At 56.1% G+C, this 20,775-nt stretch carries 18 protein-coding genes; 9 read left to right on the top strand and 9 right to left on the bottom strand.

What is annotated here, in order from left to right; translation table 11 throughout:
* Positions 1-396: 396 nt before the first annotated feature.
* The gene (locus tag WFN75_RS03790; protein ID WP_442913306.1) at positions 397-1,656 is read left to right on the top strand and encodes an amino acid permease; all 1,260 of its coding nucleotides are present in this window, start codon (positions 397-399) and stop codon (positions 1,654-1,656) included.
* Between the two features lie 490 nt (positions 1,657-2,146).
* On the opposite strand, the gene WFN75_RS03785 is transcribed toward WFN75_RS03790, so the two are convergent.
* Both WFN75_RS03785 and WFN75_RS03780 read right to left on the bottom strand, forming a co-directional pair.
* The gene (locus WFN75_RS03785) at positions 2,147-2,542 is read right to left on the bottom strand and encodes a VOC family protein (RefSeq protein WP_336995639.1); all 396 of its coding nucleotides are present in this window, start codon (positions 2,540-2,542) and stop codon (positions 2,147-2,149) included.
* Between the two features lie 166 nt (positions 2,543-2,708).
* The gene (locus tag WFN75_RS03780) at positions 2,709-3,785 is read right to left on the bottom strand and encodes a LacI family DNA-binding transcriptional regulator (RefSeq protein ID WP_336995638.1); all 1,077 of its coding nucleotides are present in this window, start codon (positions 3,783-3,785) and stop codon (positions 2,709-2,711) included.
* 269 nt (positions 3,786-4,054) lie between these two features.
* Here WFN75_RS03780 and WFN75_RS03775 point away from each other — a divergent pair, with 269 nt between their 5' ends.
* Positions 4,055-5,320: a maltoporin gene (locus tag WFN75_RS03775; RefSeq protein WP_046886646.1), complete on the top strand. Its 1,266-nt coding sequence runs from the start codon at positions 4,055-4,057 to the stop codon at positions 5,318-5,320.
* Between the two features lie 105 nt (positions 5,321-5,425).
* On the opposite strand, the gene WFN75_RS03770 is transcribed toward WFN75_RS03775, so the two are convergent.
* From WFN75_RS03770 to WFN75_RS03745, 6 genes are all read right to left on the bottom strand, one after another.
* Entirely contained in the window at positions 5,426-5,674 is a 249-nt protein-coding gene (locus WFN75_RS03770; protein WP_080346648.1) for a PTS transporter subunit EIIB, read from the bottom strand.
* Positions 5,675-5,817: 143 nt separating this feature from the next.
* A complete protein-coding gene (locus WFN75_RS03765) occupies positions 5,818-7,875 on the bottom strand; it encodes a beta-galactosidase (RefSeq protein ID WP_336995637.1) in 2,058 nt (685 codons plus the stop codon).
* A gap of 29 nt (positions 7,876-7,904) precedes the next feature.
* Positions 7,905-9,107: a glycoside hydrolase family 53 protein gene (locus tag WFN75_RS03760; protein WP_207293436.1), complete on the bottom strand. Its 1,203-nt coding sequence runs from the start codon at positions 9,105-9,107 to the stop codon at positions 7,905-7,907.
* A 4-nt stretch (positions 9,108-9,111) separates the two neighbouring features.
* Positions 9,112-9,963 carry a sugar ABC transporter permease gene (locus WFN75_RS03755; protein ID WP_327061717.1) on the bottom strand — a complete coding sequence of 284 codons (852 nt, stop codon included), beginning with the start codon at positions 9,961-9,963 and terminating at the stop codon, positions 9,112-9,114.
* A gap of 11 nt (positions 9,964-9,974) precedes the next feature.
* On the bottom strand, positions 9,975-11,279 hold the full coding sequence (locus tag WFN75_RS03750) for a carbohydrate ABC transporter permease (protein ID WP_288821437.1): 1,305 nt from the start codon (positions 11,277-11,279) through the stop codon (positions 9,975-9,977).
* Positions 11,280-11,335: 56 nt separating this feature from the next.
* Positions 11,336-12,553: an extracellular solute-binding protein gene (locus WFN75_RS03745; RefSeq protein WP_040076252.1), complete on the bottom strand. Its 1,218-nt coding sequence runs from the start codon at positions 12,551-12,553 to the stop codon at positions 11,336-11,338.
* A gap of 329 nt (positions 12,554-12,882) precedes the next feature.
* Here WFN75_RS03745 and WFN75_RS03740 point away from each other — a divergent pair, with 329 nt between their 5' ends.
* Complete coding sequence (locus WFN75_RS03740; protein WP_336995636.1) at positions 12,883-13,998, top strand: ABC transporter ATP-binding protein; 1,116 nt, start codon at positions 12,883-12,885, stop codon at positions 13,996-13,998.
* Positions 13,999-14,021: 23 nt separating this feature from the next.
* Here the strand turns inward: WFN75_RS03740 and WFN75_RS03735 are convergent, their stop codons facing one another.
* Complete coding sequence (locus tag WFN75_RS03735) at positions 14,022-14,483, bottom strand: MarR family winged helix-turn-helix transcriptional regulator (protein ID WP_040076254.1); 462 nt, start codon at positions 14,481-14,483, stop codon at positions 14,022-14,024.
* Positions 14,484-14,574: 91 nt separating this feature from the next.
* Between WFN75_RS03735 and WFN75_RS03730 the strand changes: the two genes are divergently transcribed.
* The 6 genes from WFN75_RS03730 (at position 14,575) to WFN75_RS03705 (ending at position 20,728) form a co-directional block, all read left to right on the top strand.
* Positions 14,575-15,144 carry a UbiX family flavin prenyltransferase gene (locus WFN75_RS03730; protein ID WP_046886654.1) on the top strand — a complete coding sequence of 190 codons (570 nt, stop codon included), beginning with the start codon at positions 14,575-14,577 and terminating at the stop codon, positions 15,142-15,144.
* A gap of 10 nt (positions 15,145-15,154) precedes the next feature.
* Entirely contained in the window at positions 15,155-16,612 is a 1,458-nt protein-coding gene (locus tag WFN75_RS03725) for a UbiD family decarboxylase (RefSeq protein ID WP_336995635.1), read from the top strand.
* 129 nt (positions 16,613-16,741) lie between these two features.
* Complete coding sequence (locus tag WFN75_RS03720; RefSeq protein ID WP_207293428.1) at positions 16,742-17,755, top strand: alpha/beta fold hydrolase; 1,014 nt, start codon at positions 16,742-16,744, stop codon at positions 17,753-17,755.
* Positions 17,756-17,901: 146 nt separating this feature from the next.
* A complete protein-coding gene (locus WFN75_RS03715; protein ID WP_336995634.1) occupies positions 17,902-18,924 on the top strand; it encodes an ABC transporter substrate-binding protein in 1,023 nt (340 codons plus the stop codon).
* Positions 18,921-19,973 carry a FecCD family ABC transporter permease gene (locus WFN75_RS03710; protein ID WP_216595803.1) on the top strand — a complete coding sequence of 351 codons (1,053 nt, stop codon included), beginning with the start codon at positions 18,921-18,923 and terminating at the stop codon, positions 19,971-19,973. The genes WFN75_RS03715 and WFN75_RS03710 overlap by 4 nt, the downstream gene beginning before the upstream one ends.
* Positions 19,970-20,728 (top strand): ABC transporter ATP-binding protein, encoded by a 759-nt coding sequence (locus WFN75_RS03705; protein WP_327061711.1) that lies wholly within the window; start codon positions 19,970-19,972, stop codon positions 20,726-20,728. Before WFN75_RS03710 ends, WFN75_RS03705 begins: the two co-directional genes overlap by 4 nt.
* Positions 20,729-20,775: the final 47 nt, after the last annotated feature.

The raw sequence follows: 20,775 nt of genomic DNA, 5'->3' as shown, positions 1-20,775 counted from the left end.
AATATTCGAATAAGCTTCTCCTTCAGAAATAAAATTACTTATGGTAATTAATTATTAAGGTATTTTTTTTTGATTAACAAGCGTGCAGGCAGGGAAAGTCAGGCGTTATTTAGTCGTTAATGTCACAAATGCCTTTTCTTATTAACCGCCTGTTAAAGCATACTCTATAAATAATGACAGTTGCTGACAGGTATACTGACAAGGTTTTGAGTATGCGAAAGCACCTCCTCTCGGCCCAGTACGTGATAGCACTGGACGTTATATCTCTACTGCGATTTCCAGAGGCAGATGATCTCCTTTTTACACCCCTCACTGGCAAGATGACCGGCAACACTTATTCGATTTCCCGGTTTGGTCTCCCTGTTTCAGGCATTATTCTCCACGCGGTAAAACATGATGAATAGTTCAACGACGACAGTCACCCTCCCTGTACGTAAGGGCTGGCGCTGGCAGGACAATATCTGGACCCTGGGTCTGTATGGCACAGCGGTCGGGGCGGGAACGCTTTTCCTGCCGGTGGAAATTGGTACGCGCGGGCCGGTCATCTTCCTGGTGATGCTGCTGCTGGGCCTGCCATTATCCCTGATACCGCACCTGCTTTTATGTCGGGTCTATCTGCGGGAAGAGCAGACCGAAAAAGGAATGCTGCCCATCTTCGGTTCTTTCTTTAGTGGTCACGGCGAGAAGTTGATGACCTTATTCTACTGCGTGACCTTCTTCCCTGTGACCCTGGTCTACGGGGTGGCGCTGGTCAATGCGCTGGATAACTTCCTCGTGGATCATCTGCAGATGACCCGCATCAGCCGTGGGCCGCTTTCATTTATCGTGGTCGCTGCGCTATATGGGGTACTGAGTAAGGGGCGCGATAAGGTCGTCGCGACGATGAGCGCGCTGGCACTGCCCTTCGCGGCATCGGTGCTGCTTATCGCCGTTTCACTGATCCCGGAGTGGCATCTTGCAAATTTCACCGGTGCGGTTGCTGAGGTGAAAACCACTCCGCTGCCGGTGACGCTGAAAGGCATCTGGCTGACGCTGCCGCTGATTACGTTTTCGTTCTGTTGTGCGCCGATGATCTCCCCCCTCACCTCCTGGTATAAAGAGAAAAAAGCCGGGGGCGAGGAAAAGGCGTTGTGGGTGATCCGCGTGGCTTATATCGCCATCTTTACCAGTATCATCTTCTTCGTGCTGAGCTGCGTGCTAAGTATTCCGCATGACAGCTTCGTGCAGGCGAAGGCGGAGAACCTGAACGTGCTCTCTGTGATTAAAGGAAACGGCAGCTTCAACCTCATCTTTTATGTGGCTCCGTTCATCGCCATACTCGGCATGACAAAATCTTTCCTCGGGGTGGGCCTGTCGGTAGCAGAAACCTTTAGCCAGCTGGTGGCCAGCGGATCGGGTAAAAACGCGGCGTCTCGCAAACGCGCCGCCTCTCTGGGACTTTTTCTGCTCACGTTCGGCATCGTCTACGCGAACCCGGACGTCATCAACCTGATCGAGACGTTTTGTGGGCCGCTCATTGCGGTGATCGTGTTCCTCATTCCCGCCTGGCTTATTTGCACGCGTACTGCGCTGGCGCAGCTGCGTGGCATGACCGTGGTGTGGGTGGTTCTCGGCGGGCTGGCGACCCTCTCGGCGCTACTCTGGCCGATGTTGTAGGACAACGCTGGCAGCTCCAGTGCGATGTTCCTCAGCCTCCACCAGACGCCCCGAAATGCCCTATGCGGAACGAAGCATTTAACAAAAAGAGCGCACTGGATTATTAAGGGAGGAAAATTTGAAAACAGCGTCTACGCTTTCTGAGAAACGTGTTATCAGAAGGGATTAACCGATGGCAAATTTTGTATTGCTGGCCGCTTTGGCAGCGCTCATAGTGTTGGGTCTTATCAGTGTGTTGAAGGCGTTACTCGGCGCCTGGTGCGGTTCAGAACAGCGTTAACAGAACACGCTTTTTTGGGCAGACCATAAGGTACAAAAAACTGTAATTTCACGTGCTATCTGCGCCTTTATTTTCACTCTAAAGGCGCAGTCTCCCGTGGTGGGATAACGCATACAGCCATTCGGCTGGAGTCTGATGTTTATCGCGTGCGTAAGCCTGTGTGCATGGCGGTTCTGCATGCGTACCAGGCAGAGCCGACATTCTGATCCGTTATTTAGGTGACTCCCAGGCTCGGTTCTGGATAACGACCCTGTACCCGTCAGGATCGATAAAGGTTGCCCCCTGCTTATCCCAGTATGGATTAAACGCGTTCACCGCCCTGAAGCCCGCCGCGATCATCTTTTCACAGGCCTCTTCCCACGCCTGCTTTTCCGGATAGTACATGACCAGCAGATCTTCTGATGTCGGGGAAGGCTGTACCGGATGGTGCAGACAGAGGGTTAACTCCATATGCCAGTGCAGCCCCGCACGGCCCAGCATGATGCCGCTAAAGCCGTCATGATCGTCAAAGTCGGCAATCTTTTGCAGCCCCAGGCCGCTGGCGTACATATGAAAAGATCGTGCGAGATCCGTCACGGGTCTGGCAATGCGCAGGTGAGGAAACATTCAGCGGCTCCTGTTGGGCTATTTTCCGGGGTCAGAAGCCTGAGTTTATCGCTGAATCGCTTAGATATTTGTCCATTAGAGCTTACCTCCCTGCCGCTGCCCTTGCGCCTCTGTGCGTGAGGCACGCTCAGAGGCAACTCTGGCTAGTCGCCATGATGAGGGGGCTTTACCGCTCCTCCAGTTGATGGGCAATGGCCCGCAGTTGGTCGGCGAGCGCCTGCAGATTTTTCCCCTTCTCCCCTTTCGGGCCAGTGGAGTGCCGCACCACCAGCCGCGCCGGTAGGATGGACGACAAGCGCAGCGTACTCTCATCTCCGTGGTCCAGAATGCGGCGCACCGCTTCTTTACCCTGCAGATCCAGATCCAGCGAGACGGTCGTCAGTGCCGGATAGAAGAATGAGCTTTCATAGGTGTCATCGTAACCAATCACCGATTTCTCGCCCGGAATCGGGATCTGATGTTGATGGAAGGCGCTTAGCACCCCCAGCGCCATCTGGTCGTTCCCCACCAGCACGGCGGTAAAGTGGGCTGTCTCACGCAGCATTTGCAGCGCCCCCGCGTAACCGCTCTGCGCATCCCAGTTGCCGCGCACGATGGTGGCAGGCTCCAGGCCATAACTCTTCAACGTCTCCACCCAGCTTTTCAGGCGCAGCTCTGCCGAGACTGAACTGGCCGGTCCCGCCAGCAGCGCGATCTCTCGGTGGCCGAGTTCATGCAGATATTTCACGCTGGCGCGCGTGCCATCCGCCGGGTTAAACGAAACGTTAAACACAGAGCTGTAGGGATCAACATCCAGGAACAGGCAGACGATGTCATCGTTATCTGACGCGATTTTCTGCGCCTCGTCAGCCTCCAGCGGCACGTTGATGATCACTTTGTTCACCAGCTGAGACTTCAGCTCGTTGATCGAATCCTGAATGCTGTGGTTGACGTTCTCATCGATCATGGAGATCAGCACCTGGTAACCTTCAAGATTGGCATAGCGTTTTACCGCCGCCGCCACCTGTGAAGGGGCATGCAGGGCCAGAGAAATGGTGACCAGCCCTACGGTCTGCGTCTGCTTGCCGACCAGTTGCTGTGCCAGCCGGTTCGGAACATAACGCAGTATTTCAATGGCTTTCTCCACCTTATGGCGCGTGGCTTCGGATACATTGGCAGATTTGTTCAGTACCCTGGACACGGTCTGATAGGAGACGCCCGCATGGCGAGCCACATCCTCTAACGTCGCGCTTTTCGACTTCATGGTCCGGTTCCTTGTGTCGTTATTGTTTGATTGTAACAGGGGCCATTTAAAAAAACGCTCATCGCAGCATCATGGCGCGGCTCACGCTCTAAAAAAGTATGACGCTCACATTGCCACATTCCTGTCTGAATCTCATCTCTCGTAACAAATCTCGCTGTTTTATTTGCACTTAATCACACATTTATGACATCACAATTGCCACAAAAAGAGTTTAGGCATTTTATGACAGCGGATTTGTGAACGTATTACAAAACAATAAGAGGGTTACAATGAACACTACGATCCGCTCTGTATCCGTTGCGTTGGCGGCTGCGCTGGCCTCACCTTCGCTGTTAGCGGCGTCTTCAGTACCTATTGATTTCCATGGATATCTTCGCTCTGGTGTGGGCGTCTCGCGGGATGGCGGGATGGAAGAGTGGCAAAAAAACAAGATTGGTCGTCTGGGTAACGAGACCGACACCTACGGTGAGCTGGAGTTAGGCTCAGAAGTTTACAAGAAGAACGATGTCAGTTTTTACCTCGACAGTATGGTCAGCATGGTGTCCGATGGCTCGAATGACAACGAATCGACCCTGGATGACGACGCCGAGTTCGGCTTGCGTCAGCTCAACCTGCAGATCAAAGGGCTGATCCCGGGCGATCCTAACGCGGTAATTTGGGGCGGTAAACGCTATTACCAGCGTCATGACCTGCACATCATCGATACCAAATACTGGAACATTTCCGGCGCCGGTGCCGGTATTGAAAACTACACCCTCGGCCCCGGTGCCATCTCCGTGGCGTGGATCCGTGGCGATGCCAATGACGTGGATTACCGCGTGGATGGTGACAACGATGTCAACATCAACTATATCGACGTACGCTACGCCGGCTGGAAACCCTGGGCAGGCGCGTGGACCGAAGTGGGCATCGATTACGCGATGCCAAACCCCACCAACAAGCAGAAAGAGTACGGCGGCTTGTATGACGCTGATAACGGCGTGATGGTCACCGGCGAGATTAGCCAGGAGATGCTGGGCGGCTATAACAAGCTGGTGCTGCAGTATGCCAACAAAGGGCTGGCGCAGAATATGGTCTCTCAGGGCGGAGGCTGGTATGACATGTGGAACTATGTCAACGATGCTTCGGGTTACCGTGTTATCAACACCGGCTTGATTCCCATCACCGATAAGCTCTCTTTCAACCACGTTCTCACCTGGGGCTCGGCGGATGACACCACCCTCTACACCGAGAAGTCACGCCTGATCTCCCTCGTCGGCCGCGCGCAGTATCAGTTTACGGAGTATGTGCGTCTTATCGGCGAGGTAGGCGGGTTCTATCAGAAAGACACCTACACCGACGGCGCGAAATACAAACAGAGCGGCGAGAAGTACACCATCGCTCTGGGTCTGGCGGATGGCCCTGATTTTATGTCGCGTCCGGAACTGCGCGTATTTGCCTCTTATCTGAATGATTCTGAGAAGGGTCAATCATTCCAGGATGGCACCGCGAATAATAACTGGAACTTTGGCATCCAGGTTGAAGCCTGGTGGTAAGCATTATTCTCTGATTTGCCTGTTATCATTATTTTATCTCCAACACTGGGTAGTTATTTTGGCCTTTACGGGATAACCATTTATTGGCTATCCCGTTTTTTTTATTTATTTACGGCCATTAAAATGGTCGTCGAGTAATTGGCGCAAGGTATCGGATTGTCGGCCAAATATCGCATGGACTTGTTGCCCAATAATAATGACCCCTAACGCCCCCTCCTCCTGTATTGCCTGCGAGTCAACCTTATTTAAATCTTTTACCGTGACGCGCAGGCGGGTAATACAGGCTTCGATATGTTCGATATTCTCTTCTCCGCCAAACGCCGGAATTAAACGCTGAGTGATTTTGGTATCCATCAGTAGCCTCTCGGTTATATCCGTCATCCTTCACGCTGCAAACGCGATACGCATCCTGGTCTGCAAGCCGAATGATTTAGGGTATCCAGGGGTAAAAAAATGCCTGCTCATTTGAGCAGGCGTGTTATGCGTGGCGCCGGGTGTTATGCCCTGCGCTTCAGCACGCGACAATCCCACGGCAGGAGCACGGTTTCGCCCACCGCCGCGGCATCGTTCATACTGTCGGTATAGCCCTCTGGCAGCGTGACCAGTTGTTGCTGCGCCGTGAAGTTCTGCACAAATACCCAGGTACTCTCGCCATCAGTACGGGCGGTAGCCACCACGCCCGGTGGGAAATCAGCATCGACGGCCTGCGGCAGCGCCAGTTCGTTAATAATGCCTGCGAAGAAGTCACGCTGGAATTGCAGATCGTTGCGCGACGCCACGTGCCAGGCTTTGCCGTTGCCAAAGCGGTTAACCGTTACCGCCGGTCGACCGGCATAAAAATCATCCCGGTAGGTCGCCAGCGCATGGGCGGTTTCGGTGTGGATCAGCTCGCAGAGATGACGCACCTGGTACGGCCCCTGCAGACCCGACGCATTGCCCGCCAGCCCCTGCACCAGGTTACGTTCCCCCTCGCCCAGACAGTCGATCTCTTCCGCCCAGATCCCGAGCAGCTTGCGCAGCGGGCCAGGGAAGCCGCCCGTAAAGCAGAGATCGGTTTCATCCACAATACCGCTCCAGTAGGTCGTGACCAGATGGCCTCCCTCGGCCACAAAGGCTTCGGCGCGTTCGGCGAATCCCTGGCGGACCATGTAGAGCATAGGGGCAATCACCAGCGCGTACTGGCTCAACGGCTGGTCGGCATCGATCACGTCAACGGCAATGCCTTTCTCCCAGAAGGGACGGTAGTGCTCATTCACGGTTTTTTCGTACTCCAGGCCCATATTGCGCGGGCCTGCGGCATCGTCCATCGCCCAGCGGCTCTGCTGGTCAAAGATTATGGCCACCCGCGCCTCGGTGCGGCAACCCGCCACCACCGACAGACGCGCCAGCATATCGCCGAGCTTGCTCACCTCACGCCCGACGCGGGTATCCAGATGCCCCACATGGTCGATAATTGCCCCGTGGAACTTCTCTACCGAGCCGCGGCTTTTACGCCACTGGAAATACTGCACCGAATCCGCCCCGTGAGCCACAGCCTGTAGAGACGAGAGGAGGTGCATCCCCGGTTTTTTCAGCTTACTGATAGGCTGCCAGTTGGTGGTGCTGGGCGTAGACTCCATCAGCACAAAAGGCTTGCCGCCTTTAAGCGAACGCATCATGTCGTGATACATGGCGGTGTAGCAGGCCAGCGTCGTTTCCTCTTTCTCACGGTGCCACATCGGATAGCTGTCCCAGGAGATAAAATCGATCTCTTTCGCCAGCTGCCAGTAGTCGTAATCGTAAAAGTACTCCATAAAGTTGGTGGTCACCGGCAGGTCGGCATTTACCGCTTTGAGTGGCGCCACTTCATGACGGCAGAAGTCGCTCACCTGCGCGGTGTTAAAGCGTCGCCAGTCCAGATTCAGGCCGTGGATGGAGACCTCACCCTGCGGCGCGGGCGATTCAATTTGCGACCAGTCCGTGTAGGTGTGACTCCAGAAGGTGCTCCACCACGCATGGTTGAGTGCATCCAGCGTCTTATAACGCGCTTTCAGCCAGTCGCGGAATTTTTGCTGACACAGGCCGCAGTGGCACTCGCCACCATATTCGTTAGAGATATGCCAGCCCAGCACGGCGGGGTGCTGCGAGTAGCGCTCCGCCAGCAGGCGATTAATCTTCAGCGTTTTTTCACGATAGACCGGCGAGGTCATGCAGTGGTTGTGTCGCCCACCGTGCAGCGCCGGCACGCGGTCACGCCCTACCCGAAGCACTTCCGGATATTTTTGCGACATCCACGCCGGACGCGCACCGCTCGGGGTGGCGAGGAATATATGAATACCCGCCGCGTAAAGTTTCTCAATTACCGCATCCAGCCAGGCAAAATCATATTCCCCTTCGCGCGGTTCGAGTTTCGCCCAGCTAAATATCCCGACTGACATCACATTACATTTTGCCTGCTGCATCATGGTAATGTCTTTTTCAATAATACCGGGGTAATTTTCCCATTGTTCCGGGTTATAATCGGCGCCATGCAGTAACGCAGCAACCTTAGGAAATAAAGGCGCGAATTTAGTCATATTTACAGCTTCCTGAAATCAGAGGGGGATTATTTAAATACTGTCATTGATGGCAACACTTTTCCCTGACAATCAAACAGGGCCTGATTCTCGCGGGCATTGCCCTCTTTCCACTCATCGTGGATATATTTCATGCCAGCTTTAGTGGCCCATGTGGTACCCGGAACGGCAATCCAGGTTGGCTCCCAATAAAAGATGCCTTTGCCACGCTGCGCCGGCACATCAATAACGGTCTGCATGAGGTCGTGTATATAGTCGTACTGGCCCTGGACGGTGCCAGGATAACCGCCATCTTTCTCTTCTTTGGCCTGGAAGCTATTTTCTGCGTTGTCACAGTTTTCCAGGGTATAGCCATAGGCGGCTTCCACTACGATCACATCTTTGTTGTAGCGTTGGCTGATGTCATCCATGTTGGCCTTCAGCGCGCTGAGGGGGCCGTTCCAGTAGGTGTACATTGACAGGCCGATAATATCGAACGGCACGTTACGCTTTGTGATTTCATCAAACCACCAGCGGAAGGTGTCATTTTTCGTACCTTCAGCCAGATGCAGCATAATTTTCACCTGCTCGCCTTCGGTGAGGTTCTCTTTCAGGCCGTCGATGGCCGCATTCAGCAGCCCGGCTAAGCGGTCAAACTCCCCGCCGTTTTGCCCCCAGCTTTTTCCCTCCGGCCAGAGGATCCCGCCGTTAATTTCGTTGCCAATCTGCACCATATCCGGCAACACACCCTCTTTCTTGAAGCGGGCTATAACGTCGTGGGTGTAATCGTGGATCGCCGTTTTAAGCTGCGGATAGTCCATTTTCTCCCAGGCTTTTGGTTTGTACTGTTTGCCCGGGTCGGTCCAGAAATCGCTGTAGTGGAAATCGAGCAGTAATTTGATCCCCTGGGCCTTTACGCGTTTCGCCAGCGCGAGCGTGTTCTCCAGGTTGTTGCTGCCGCCGCCATAGGTATTGCCCTGGCCGTCCTGCGGGTCAACCCACAGGCGCAGGCGTACGTAATTCACACCGTTCGCTTTCAGAATCGCGATGGCGTCCTGCTTCTGGTTTTGCGCATTGTAAAACGTCGCCCCATGCTGCTCGGCCTCCAGCAAGGTGGAGATATCCGCGCCTTTGATAAAATCATCCGGCATGCCGTTAAACGGACGGGTTTTCAGCGCATCAGCAGCGAAGGTGCTGGCGGCAAATCCGCACGAGAGGCAGAGCGCAAGCAGAGCGGGCTGGAATCTTTTCATGTGCTTATCCTTTGGTACTGCCGGAGGTGAGGCCGGAGACGAAGTATTTTTGTAACGCCAGATAGAGGATCGCCACCGGCACGGCAATCAGCACTGCCCCTGCCGCGTAGGTGGTGTAACTGGCACCCATTTTTTGTGCCACCAGGTTATAAAGCCCGATAGGTAAGGTGTATTTGTCCGGGGTACGCAAAATGGTGCTGGAAAGAATGAAATCCCCCAGCGGCCCGGTGAAGGAGAAGAGCGCCACCACCGCCAGAATCGGTTTTGACAGCGGCATAATGATCTCGATGAAGATACGGAAGTTACTGGCCCCATCCATGCGGGCCGATTCGTCCAGATCCTTCGGGATCGCATCCAGATACCCTTTCATCAGATAGGTGTTCATCGGGATCATGCCGCCGACGTAAATCAACACCAGCGCCAGGTGGCTGTTGATCAACCCCAGCAACTGCGAGAGGACGAAAATGGCAATCAGCGCCGAGAACTGCGGGATCATCTGCAGCAGCAAGAACAGCATCAGCCCGTTTTGCCGCCCCTTAAAGCGAAAACGCGAGAAGGCATAGGCGGTAAAACTCACGCTGATTAGCGTCAGCACCATGGTCATAAAGCTGATTTTCATTGAGTTCCAGTACCAAGTCATATAGTTCACCTGGCCATTGAACAGGTCGGCATAGTGCTGGAATGAGAGATTTTCCGGGATGATCGACGAGCTGAGCAGGCTGTTGCCCGCGTTCAGCGAAGCCCCTACCGTCCACACCAGTGGATAGATAATGACGATGGAGACCAGCAGGATCACCAGCCAGGAGAGCGAGAGGCGGAGCCACTTCTCACGTTTAATACTTTGTGATTGAGCCATTGTTCTCTCTCCTATGCCATGTCGTCATTTTTGAACGATTTGGTGGCACGGAACTGCCACAGCGCCAGCCCGACGACAAAGATCGACAGCAGGATGGTGATAGTTGCGGCAATCGCATACTGGGACGAAGACATGGTGAGCTTATAGATCCACGACACCAGGATATCCGTCCCGCCGGCATTCGACCCCACTACCGCCGGCCCGCCGTTGTTGAACAGGTAGATAATGTTGAAGTTATTGAAGTTAAAGGTGTATTGCGTGATCAGGATCGGGGCAATGGCGTAGAGCACCAGCGGCAACGTAATGGTGCGCAGCCGGGTAAAGCTGCTGGCGCCATCCATGGTGGCGGCTTCGTAGAGATCGTCCGGGATCGCCTGCAGCACGCCGGTGGTCATGGCGAAAACAAACGGGAAGCCGAGCCAGGTCTGCATCATGATCAGCGCGGTTTTGGTCCAGAACGGATCGGTCATCCACGCCCTGGGCGCAATACCAAAGAAAGCCAGAATGGCATTGTTGATGACGCCAAAAGAGTCATTAAACATGCCGGCGAACACCAGAATAGTGACAAAACCCGGCACTGCCCACGGCAGAATAAAGATGGTACGGATAAGCGGCTTGAAGCGCAGATCTTTCTGGTTCACCAGGATGGCTAACAACACGCCGACGGAACACTGCAGCGTGGTCGCCAGCAGCGTCCAGACCACCGTCCACTGCAGCACGTCCAGGAAGGTGGAACGCCAGATGGAGAGGGTGAAAATGTTGATAAAGTTCTTGAAACCAACCCAGTCCACCAGCTTCGCCGGCGGCGTGTGATAGAGGTTGTAGTTGGTGAAGGCGATGGCAAACCCGAACAGAATCGGAAAGACCACCACAAACACCAGCAGAATAAAGCCGGGCGAGATCATCAGATAGGGGAAGCCTTCGCTCAGCAGCATCTGGTACTGCTTGCGCACGCTGTTAAGCTGTTGTCCCTCGTCACGTTTACGACCGTTGGCCCACGCGTCCCGCAGCGAAAGCGCATAGAGTCCCACGCCGAAGGCGATGATCAGCACGCTGATAATCCCTTCTGCCAGCAGGAAAATAGAGTTGTCGCGCGGTACCTCTTCGCCTAACGTCACCAGCCCCCAAAGCCCTTCGCCCAGGAAGTCTGCAAACACGCCGACAAAGCTTACCAGCAGCACGAGAAAGATAACGCCCTTGAGCCACTGACGATGATAAAACTGGCCGAAACCCGGGATGAGCGCCAACAGCAGGCCGCACCAGGCATGACGCCCGGCTGGCCGCGCGCTGGCATAATTTTCTGGGATGATACTCACTGACCACTCCTTTCAAAAAACGGGCGCGGGGGCGCCCGTTTTGTTACCTCTGACAATTACTGATTGCTGGCCTGCATGGCTTCGATTTGCATCTGAACCTGTTTTTCTGCGCCATCCAGCGCCGCTTTCGGATCCTGCTTACCGGTGAGGCTCAGCTCCAGCGCGGCGTTTGCCGGGCCCCACACTTCACCCATCTCCGGAATGCCCGGCATGGCAGATGCACGCGCGGCCTGCACCGCCACCGCGCTGGCTTTCTCGTCATTCTTGATAAGCGGATCGTCAATCATTGCCGTCAGCGGTGGGATCTCACGGGTGGCCACGTAGCGGGTTTTTACGTACTGCGGCTGATTAATAAATTCGATGAATTTCTGCGCCAGCGCTTTGTCTTTACTCCAGGTCGAGACCACATAGCCCTTCACTCCCAGGAATGAGCTCATCGGCTTGCCATCCGGCAGGGTCGGCAGTGGCGCCACGCCGTAGTTGATGCCCGCGGCTTCATACGGCTGGAAAGCCCAGGGGCCGTTGATCACCGCCGCCGCTTTTTTCTCGGTAAACAGGGAGTCGATGGCGTTCAGGCCGTTGTCGCCGATAATCCCCGCCGGGAAGACATTGTCGGCATAGAATTTTTTCAGGAAGGTAACCGCTTCGACCGCGCCCGGTTTGTTCAGCCCAACGTCCTGCGGGTTATAGCCGCCTTTGTCGTTTTTACCGAAGATGTAGCCGCCCATCGGCTCAATCGCGCCCCAGCTGTAGTAAATCTGGTCAAATTTCGCCAGCAGGCCGTACTGATCCTTCGCCCGCTGTTGCTTAGAAAAGTCGTACCACGCCTGCAGGCTATCCAGCGGTTTGTCGATGAGGTCTTTGTTGTAGATTAAGACCAGCGTTTCGACCGCTTTAGGCACGCCATAGAGGACGTTATCCATTTTGAAAGCGTTGATTGACGCCGGTGTGTACTGCTCAGTCGCGCCAGCCGCCATATTCAGGGGGGTTAACAACCCTTGCACCACGGCCCCGCCCAGTTGATCATTAGGGATGACCAGGACATCCGGGCCGATACCTGCCGGGCCATCCAGACGCAGTTTTTCCAGCTGCTGTGCGTAGGGCATCTCCTGCACGTTGACCTTAACGTCGTACTGCTTTTCAAAGTCGCTCACCGCATCTTTGATGCCTGAAGATTTCTTGATGTCTTCCCAGACGTTAAGTTGCTGCGCGGCATGAACCTGAACGGTGGCGATAGCAGAGAGGATAAGAGCAGCGAGAATGTTCTTTTTCATTATCAACCTCATGTGAAGGTATAACAATTTTAGGGTTGTTATGGTGCCAGACGATCTATCCTTGCGCCTGCAAAACCTGCTATAGCTGGCCTGCAAAGGATGGTCCCTGACCTCTTTGGTTTGTTATACGCTACCCTTCACATCATGATAACTCTACAAAAAACTGTAAGTTGTGTGATCCTCATAACATTAATGAAATATCTGTATAGGGCATGCAAATAGAGGAAGTTATAGTCGTGACAGATAATTTGCGCCGCCGGACAACGTCTTTGTGAATTGTTATACGTAATACACAAATGACAGAAACGACGGCTTACCGGGGAACGTTAATGTCGAATATACAATTGAGGAGTGTCACCAAACGTTTTGGCGACACCGTTACGCTGCACAATGTGAATCTGGATATTCAGGACGGTGAGTTTGCCGTTTTCGTCGGCCCTTCTGGCTGCGGTAAATCGACCCTGCTGCGAATGATTGCCGGTCTGGAAGAGTTGAGCGAAGGTGAGGTGCTGATTGGCAACGAGGTGATGAATGACGTGGCGCCGTCTCATCGCGGCGTGGCGATGGTATTCCAGTCCTATGCGCTCTATCCGCATATGACGGTAGCCGAGAATATGGGCTACGGGCTAAAAGTGAATAAGGTGCCTAAAGATCAGATTCGCCATCAGGTTGAGATGGTGGCCAAAACGCTACAGCTCTCGCATCTTCTGGACCGTAAACCAAAGCAGCTCTCCGGCGGCCAGCGCCAGCGTGTGGCCATAGGCCGCGCGATTGTGCGTAACCCACGCGTTTTTATGTTCGATGAACCCCTCTCCAACCTGGATGCGGAACTGCGGGTGGAGATGCGTTTGCATCTGGCACGCCTGCATCAGGAGTTGAAAACCACCATGGTCTATGTCACCCATGATCAGATAGAGGCGATGACGCTGGCCGACAAAATTGTGGTGATGAATTACGGCAAAGTGGAGCAGATGGGCGCCCCGATGGATCTCTATTACAAACCGGTGAACAAGTTTGTCGCCGGGTTTATTGGCTCACCCAAAATGAACTTCCTGCCCGCCACCGTCACCGCCTGGCAACCCGGGGAGCTAACCGTGAGCCTGTCGCAGCAACATTCTCTGACCCTGGCGATCCAGACCTCCCCGCTCGCCCCCGGTAGTCAGGTGACGCTGGGCATTCGTCCGGAACATTTAACCACCGATACCCGCCTGGGGACGCGCATCACGTTTAACTGCGAAGTGGTGGAGCGACTGGGTAACAATACCTATCTGTTCGGTCAGTGTTATGGTCACGACAACGTGAAGATCCTCCTGCCGGGCGACGTGAAATTTGCCCCGTGGCAGAAGATTGAACTCGCTTTTGACGATCGCCACTGCATGATCTTTGATGCCGACGACGTGCGCGTCAGTGCGGATATCGAAGAGAACGCCCGCGCGGTCGCCTGACCTTGATCCTGTGGGACGCCCTTTCAGGGCGCCTGCAGGCCACCAATCTTGCTTAGAAGTCGCTTCAGATCGGCAATATCCTGCGCACTCATTCCTTCAGTAATCACGTTTTCAGCCTGTTTTGCCTGCGTAATCATCTTCGCCAGCATCGCCTCGCCTTCCGCACTCATCGAGACCAGCTTGCGCCTGCGGTTGTCGGGATCGGTCTGCACCGTCAGTAATCCACTCTTACTCATACGATCAATCACATAGGTGCCGGTGGCTTTATCAAAGCCCGCCCGGCTGCCCAGCGTTTGCTGATCGCAAGAGGTCTCCTCGGCCAGCACCACCAGAATGGCGTACTGGACGGCAGATAATCCCGTGTCCACGCACTGACTCCAGCAGAGCGTGGCGTGCTGCCCCGCCCGGCGCATCAGGTGCATAAGTGAGCTATCACCGTGCGGCCACAGCGGCGCGGCATGAATTAAGTCGCGATGATTTGACATTGGCTGTCTTGACTCCCTGAATCGATATCCATATAGTTCGAACACAAACAGTTTAAGTTCAAACTATATCATAAAGGTTCTTATAAACCCCATGAAAATTGTTGTTGGCATGACGGGCGCAACCGGCGCCGCCATTGGTGTGCGCGTGCTAGTCGCGCTCAAAGAGCTGGGCGTCGAGACGCATCTGGTCATCTCGAAATGGGCACGCGCAACCCTCCAACTGGAAACGCCCTACAGTGTACAGGAGGTTCTGGCCCTCGCCTCAAAGAGTTACAGCGAACATGACCAGGCGGCGGCCATCTCCAGCGGTTCGTTTCGGGTGGATGGGATGATCGTCGTGCCCTGTAGCATGAAAACCCTCGCCGCCATTCGCTGTGGCTACGGTGATGGTTTAATTGCCCGCGCCGCCGACGTCACCTTAAAAGAGCAGCGCAAGCTGGTGCTGGTGCCGCGTGAGTCGCCGCTCAACGCTATCCATCTGGAGAACATGCTCGCCCTGACCCGTGCGGGCGCCATGATGTTGCCGCCCATGCCCGCTTTTTACAACCACCCGCAAAGCACCGACGACATCATTAACCACTGCGCGTCGCGCATCCTCGATCAGTTCGGGCTTGATAACGCATTAACGCAACGTTGGGGCGAACCGCGTCCCAGGACTTAAGGAAAGTCAGATGAAATATTACGATGATTTAAGAAGCTTTATTGATGCCCTGGATGAGATGGGCGATATCATGCACGTCCGCCGGGAAGTTGACGGTGATTTTGAGCCGAGCGCTATCACGCGTCGCAGCTATGAACGCCAGTCCCCTGCCCCGCTATTTCATAAGGTTGCCGGCGTAGCGCCCGGTTTTCGTCTGTTTGGCGCCCCGGCCAGCCTCTCCTCCCGCAGCGACATGCCCTATGCCCGTGTGGCGATGTCCCTGGGGCTGGCACCCGAGTCCACTGGCCCGCAAATTATCGAAGCGTTATCTGCCGCGCGCAGTCAGCCCGGCATACCGCCGGTACGCGTGGGATCTGCCGATGCCCTTTGCCATCAGAACATTTTGCGCGGCGATGACGCCAGCCTCGATCGTTTCCCTATCCCGTTTGCACATGATAAAGACGGTGGCCGTTATGCCAACACCTGGGGCACGCTGATTGTCAAAACCCCAGACGGTAAATGGGTGAACTGGTCTATCGCCCGCGTAATGAAGGTGGACGGCAAACGTATGGTGGGGCTGATCGTGCCAAGCCAGCATATTGGCCAGATCTGGGGCGAATGGGTGAAATTGGGTCAGCCTATGCCCTATGCGCTGGTACAGGGCCCTGCGCCAGCGATTTCGTGCGTGTCCGGTATTCCCATTCCGGCACATGCGGATGAGGCTGACTACATCGGTACGATGGCGGGAGCGCCAGTGCCGGTGGTAAGGGCAATCGGCATCGATCTGGACGTTCCCGCCACGGCCGAAATTGTTATCGAGGGGCATGTCTCCATCGAACGGGATTGCCAGGAGGGGCCATATGGGGAGTACGGCGGCTATCTGGGAGAAGGCTCGTCCGCGCAGCCTACCTTCCACGTAGAGACCATTACCCACCGGGACGATCCTATCTGGCCCATGTCGATAACGGGGCGTCCTACCGACGAATCACATACCCTCTGGGCGATGGGCCTGGCCGCCGATGCGCTGACCTCGCTGCGCGAGGCAAACCTGCCGATTACGACCGCCTGGATCCCGGAGGATTCTACCGTGCACTGGCTGCTGGTGGTAGTGGCGCAAAACTGGCGCGAACGGCTGCCCGGCGTCAGTAGCGAAGCATTAAGTCGCCGAATTGGCGAGGTGCTATTTAAAACCGATGCGATGGTCTTTATTCCGAAAGTGTACGTGGTGGATGACGATTTCGATCCTACCAACCTGCGAGAAGTGGTATGGGTGCTGTCGACCCGCGTGCACCCGGTGGGCCGCCGCGTGGTCTTTGATGACCAGCGAGTGATACGCCTGCCTCAATGCTATGACGAAGCGGAGTACATCGCAGGCAAAGGGGCGAAAGTGGTCTTTGATACCCTGCAGGAGAAACGCCATCTGCATGCCTCCTTTGACCAGGGTTACCCTGAAGCAGTACGCCAGCGCGTACTGGATAACTGGGAATAACCTTCCAGCGGGCTGCGGAAATTACCGCAGCCCCGGCCATCTTTACCCCGCTTTACACCCCCGTTCCGTCTGGTGCTCTACAGTGTGTCATTGTTGTTCACTTTCACTCTTTGCTATGGGAGAGCCTGCATGACCGCACGACGATTATCCTGCCTTGCGCTTTTCGTTGCCCTTTCCACTCCGGCACTGGCGGCCGATGCCCCGGCTTACGGGGAGAAACTGGAAGGCTTTGACTACGCGTGGCCGGTTCAGCACTTTACGTTTACCTCGCAGAAACAGCGTCTGGATATGGCTTATCTGGATGTCAAACCCGAGAACGCGAATGGCCGCACCGTGGTGCTGATGCACGGTAAAAACTTCTGCGCCGGTACCTGGGAGGCCACCATCAAAGCCCTGAGCGCCAGCGGCTATCGGGTCATCGCCCCGGATCAGATCGGTTTTTGCAAATCCACCAAGCCGGAACAGTATCAGTATACGTTTCAGCAGCTGGCGGATAATACCCACGCCCTTCTGAAGCAGTTGGGTGTTGATAAGGTGACGGTTATCGGCCACTCCACCGGCGGTATGCTCGCCACCCGCTACGCGCTGATGTGGCCGCAGCAGGTCGAGCAGCTGGTGATGGTGAACCCAATAGGGCTGGAAGACTGGAAAGCGCGCGGCGTACCGCATATCACCGTTGATGAGTGGAACCAGCGTGAGCTGAAAACCAGCGCCGAGGGCATTCGTCAGTACGAGAAGAATACCTATTACGCCGGGGAGTGGAAGCCGGAGTACGAGCGCTGGGTTACGATGCTGGCCGGGTTAAATAACGGCCCTGGTAAAGCGCGCGTGGCGTGGAACTCCGCCCTGCTCTACGACATGATCTACACCCAACCGGTGATGTATGAGTTCAGTGAACTGAAGATGCCAGTGCTGTTGATGATCGGCACCAAAGACAATACCGCCATCGGCAAGGATCTCGCCCCGCCTGAAATTCGCCAGCAGTTGGGGAACTACGCGGTGCTCGGGAAAGAGACGGCGAAGCGGATCCCCCATGCCACTCTGATAGAGTTTGACGATATGGGCCATGCACCGCAGATGCAGGACCCGGTGCGCTTCCATCAGGCGTTGCTCGACGGCCTGCAAAAGCGCGCCACGCAATAACCTTCACGGGCGCAGCGTCCGACTGCGCCCGTTGCATCTTCATACTTCCTCCTCTCCCGCCGATCGACGCTTTGCTCTGTTCAGGGGTTGAACCCCGCCACACTACATGTATTATGTTATAACATAACATTTTTGAGGTCTGGCACGTGTCCGTTAAACATTTACTTTCCCTGGCTGCATCTGCATGGCTCCTGTTCACCGCCCAGGCTTTTGCGGCTGGCCCCTTCCCGCTGACGCTGGAGAATTGCGGCGTCAAACACACGTTTACTCACCCACCAGAACGCGTTGTGACCGTGGGGCAACATGAAACCGAGCTGCTGCTGGCACTGGGGCTGGAGAAGAAAATTGCCGCTACCTCGGTATGGTTTGGCCCCCTACCGGATACGCTTGCCCCCCAGGGCAAAGGGCTGAAAAAGCTGGCCGATAACGCCCCCTCCTTTGAGGCGGTGATCGCGCAAAAACCCGAGCTGGTACTGGCCCAGTATCACTGGCATATCGGCCCCCAGGGCGAAGTGGCCACCCGCGACCAGTTCGCCGCGCTCGGGATCAACACCTGGATCTCCCCTGCGGATTGCATTGGCAAGCGCGTCACCGACAGCTCGAACGGGGATGGCGCGCGCAGCACCCCCTTCTCCATTGCGGAAATTGAACGCGAAGTCCGCGAACTGGCTACGCTGTTTGCCGTCCCCCAGCAGGGCGACAGCCTCATCAAGGCGTTGACGCAACGCATCGAAAAGGCGCAAAAGCAGGCCGCCAGCCAGCGGAAAACGCCGCTGAAGGTGCTGTTCTGGTTCTCCAGTAGCCGCCTGAACGGCGATCCCTGGGTCGCGGGCAATTTTGGCGCGCCGGGCTGGATCGGCCAGACCCTGGGGCTGAACAATGTTATCGACTCGCACGACGAGTGGCCAGCCGTCACCTGGGAGCGTATTGCCAAGGCGCAGCCGGATATTATCGTGATAGCTGAGATGGCGCGGCGGCTCTATCCCGCCGATGACGTCGCGGTGAAAATGGCCTTTTTACGCAGCGATCCGGTTACCCAACATATTCCTGCGGTCAAAAATAATCACATCATCGTGGTGCCGGCCATGTCGTTAAATCCGTCTCTGCGCAACGTGGATGCGGTCGAGCTGATCGGTCAACAGCTGGCCACCTTCCAGGCGCAGCCATGAGCACTCTGGCCATGCGTCTGCCCGTCTCACCTCCGCGCTGGCGATACCGCACGCTGTTGGCGGCAGGCGTGCTGGCGCTACCCTTGATGCTGGTGCTCGCCGCCACTCAGGGGGAGATGGCGGTCTCCTTTATCACGGCAGGTCAGGCCATTCTTAACGGGTTAGGGTTGACCGCCTTCGACCTTCCCCAGGTAGAGGCGGGTATTGTCTGGGAGTATCGCATGAGCCGGGCGCTGATGGCGGCCTGCAGCGGCGGCGGGCTGGCCCTGTGCGGGCTGGTCTTGCAGTCGATTCTACGCAACCCGCTGGCAGAGCCCTATCTGCTGGGCATCTCCGCCGGGGCATCGCTGGGGGCAGTCTGCGTGATGTTGCTGGGCATCGGCGGTACCACGCTGGGCGTCAGCAGCGGTGCCTTTCTCGGCGCCTGCGGCGCTTTTGGGCTGATCATGGTCATTACCCGCGGCATGACCGACAGCCCGCCGCGCATTTTGCTGGCGGGCATTGCCGGTACCCAGCTGTTTAACGCGCTGACCGCGTATGTGGTAAGCACCTCGGCCAACGCCGAGCAGTCACGCAGCGTCATGTTCTGGCTGCTGGGGAGCCTGAGCGGGGTGCGCTGGCCCGATGCTTTACTGGCGCTGGCGGTTACGCTGGCGGGATTGCTCATAATCGTGGCTTTCTCCCGGGCGCTGGATACCTTTACCTTCGGCGATGAAGTCTCTACCACCCTTGGGGTTCCGGTCACCTGGGTACGCGTGGTGTTATTGCTAACCTGCGCGCTGATCACCGCCGTGATGGTCAGCACCATCGGCGCCGTGGGCTTTGTCGGCCTCGTGATCCCGCATATCTCGCGCATGGTGAGCGGCCCGGGCCATCAGCGATCCATTCCTTTAACCTTTCTTATCGGCAGCCATTTTATGATCCTCGCAGATATGGTTTCCCGGACGTTGATCGCCCACCAGGTGCTGCCGATCGGCGTGGTCACCGCGCTGGTGGGGGCCCCCGCGTTTGTCCTGATACTGTGGCGCAGCCGGGAGAGAAAAAGATGAATATCTCAGCGAAGGGACTGCAGGTGCAGTTGCAATCAAAAACCGTACTGCATGGTATCGATCTGGAGGTAAGCACCGGGCAGCGTGTTGGCCTGCTGGGGCCAAACGGTTCGGGGAAGTCGACCCTGCTCCGCTGTCTGGCCGGGCTGCTGCCCGCCGGTGCGCAGCAGGTACGCCTGAATGGGATTGCCCTTGATGCCCTCCCCCTCAGGCAGCGCGCCCGTCAGATGGCGTTTGTTACGCAGCATGCCGAGGTGGATGGGGATCTCAGCGTCGGGCAGATTGTCGCCCTGGGACGTACCCCGCATCGCCGGCTGTTACAGGGCTGGCACGCCGAAGATGAGCAGGCTGTGGCAGAGGCGCTGCGCCTGATGCAGCTCACCTCGCTGCGCGATCGGCAGTGGCGTCATCTGTCCGGTGGCGAGCGCCAGCGCTGCCAAATCGCCCGCGCCCTGGCTCAGCAACCGCAGGTACTGCTGCTGGATGAGCCGACAAACCATCTCGACATTCAGCATCAGCTGGAGCTAATGCGCCTGATTGCCAGCCTGCCGCTGACGGTGGTCGTCGCGCTGCATGACCTCAACCTGGCGGCCCGATTCTGCCAGCGGCTGGTGCTGCTAAAAGGCGGGCGGGTCGTGGCAAGCGGCGAGCCCGCAACGGTATTCACCCCGGAGCGAATTGAACAGACCTGGCGGGTAAAATCCCGCGTACGGCAAGAAGAGGGCGTCACCGTTATCCGCTATCTCATGGACTAGCCTGCCTGCGCCAGCCTCCCGACAAACGAATTAGGAATAATCCTGCC

The sequence above is a fragment of the Leclercia sp. UBA7405 genome (assembly GCF_037152215.1).
In the GTDB taxonomy this organism is placed as follows: Bacteria; Pseudomonadota; Gammaproteobacteria; order Enterobacterales; family Enterobacteriaceae; genus Enterobacter; species Enterobacter pneumoniae.
This window is presented reverse-complemented; position numbering and strand designations above follow the sequence as displayed.

What these genes read in the sequence shown, in the direction of transcription:
- WFN75_RS03790 (WP_442913306.1), top strand. Translation starts at nt 397, where the DNA reads ATGAATAGTTCAACGACGACAGTCACCCTCCCTGTACGTAAGGGCTGG.
- WFN75_RS03785 (WP_336995639.1), bottom strand. Translation starts at nt 2,542, where the DNA reads ATGTTTCCTCACCTGCGCATTGCCAGACCCGTGACGGATCTCGCACGA.
- WFN75_RS03780 (WP_336995638.1), bottom strand. Translation starts at nt 3,785, where the DNA reads ATGAAGTCGAAAAGCGCGACGTTAGAGGATGTGGCTCGCCATGCGGGC.
- WFN75_RS03775 (WP_046886646.1), top strand. Translation starts at nt 4,055, where the DNA reads ATGAACACTACGATCCGCTCTGTATCCGTTGCGTTGGCGGCTGCGCTG.
- WFN75_RS03770 (WP_080346648.1), bottom strand. Translation starts at nt 5,674, where the DNA reads ATGGATACCAAAATCACTCAGCGTTTAATTCCGGCGTTTGGCGGAGAA.
- WFN75_RS03765 (WP_336995637.1), bottom strand. Translation starts at nt 7,875, where the DNA reads ATGACTAAATTCGCGCCTTTATTTCCTAAGGTTGCTGCGTTACTGCAT.
- WFN75_RS03760 (WP_207293436.1), bottom strand. Translation starts at nt 9,107, where the DNA reads ATGAAAAGATTCCAGCCCGCTCTGCTTGCGCTCTGCCTCTCGTGCGGA.
- WFN75_RS03755 (WP_327061717.1), bottom strand. Translation starts at nt 9,963, where the DNA reads ATGGCTCAATCACAAAGTATTAAACGTGAGAAGTGGCTCCGCCTCTCG.
- WFN75_RS03745 (WP_040076252.1), bottom strand. Translation starts at nt 12,553, where the DNA reads ATGAAAAAGAACATTCTCGCTGCTCTTATCCTCTCTGCTATCGCCACC.
- WFN75_RS03740 (WP_336995636.1), top strand. Translation starts at nt 12,883, where the DNA reads ATGTCGAATATACAATTGAGGAGTGTCACCAAACGTTTTGGCGACACC.
- WFN75_RS03735 (WP_040076254.1), bottom strand. Translation starts at nt 14,483, where the DNA reads ATGTCAAATCATCGCGACTTAATTCATGCCGCGCCGCTGTGGCCGCAC.
- WFN75_RS03730 (WP_046886654.1), top strand. Translation starts at nt 14,575, where the DNA reads ATGAAAATTGTTGTTGGCATGACGGGCGCAACCGGCGCCGCCATTGGT.
- WFN75_RS03725 (WP_336995635.1), top strand. Translation starts at nt 15,155, where the DNA reads ATGAAATATTACGATGATTTAAGAAGCTTTATTGATGCCCTGGATGAG.
- WFN75_RS03720 (WP_207293428.1), top strand. Translation starts at nt 16,742, where the DNA reads ATGACCGCACGACGATTATCCTGCCTTGCGCTTTTCGTTGCCCTTTCC.
- WFN75_RS03710 (WP_216595803.1), top strand. Translation starts at nt 18,921, where the DNA reads ATGAGCACTCTGGCCATGCGTCTGCCCGTCTCACCTCCGCGCTGGCGA.
- WFN75_RS03705 (WP_327061711.1), top strand. Translation starts at nt 19,970, where the DNA reads ATGAATATCTCAGCGAAGGGACTGCAGGTGCAGTTGCAATCAAAAACC.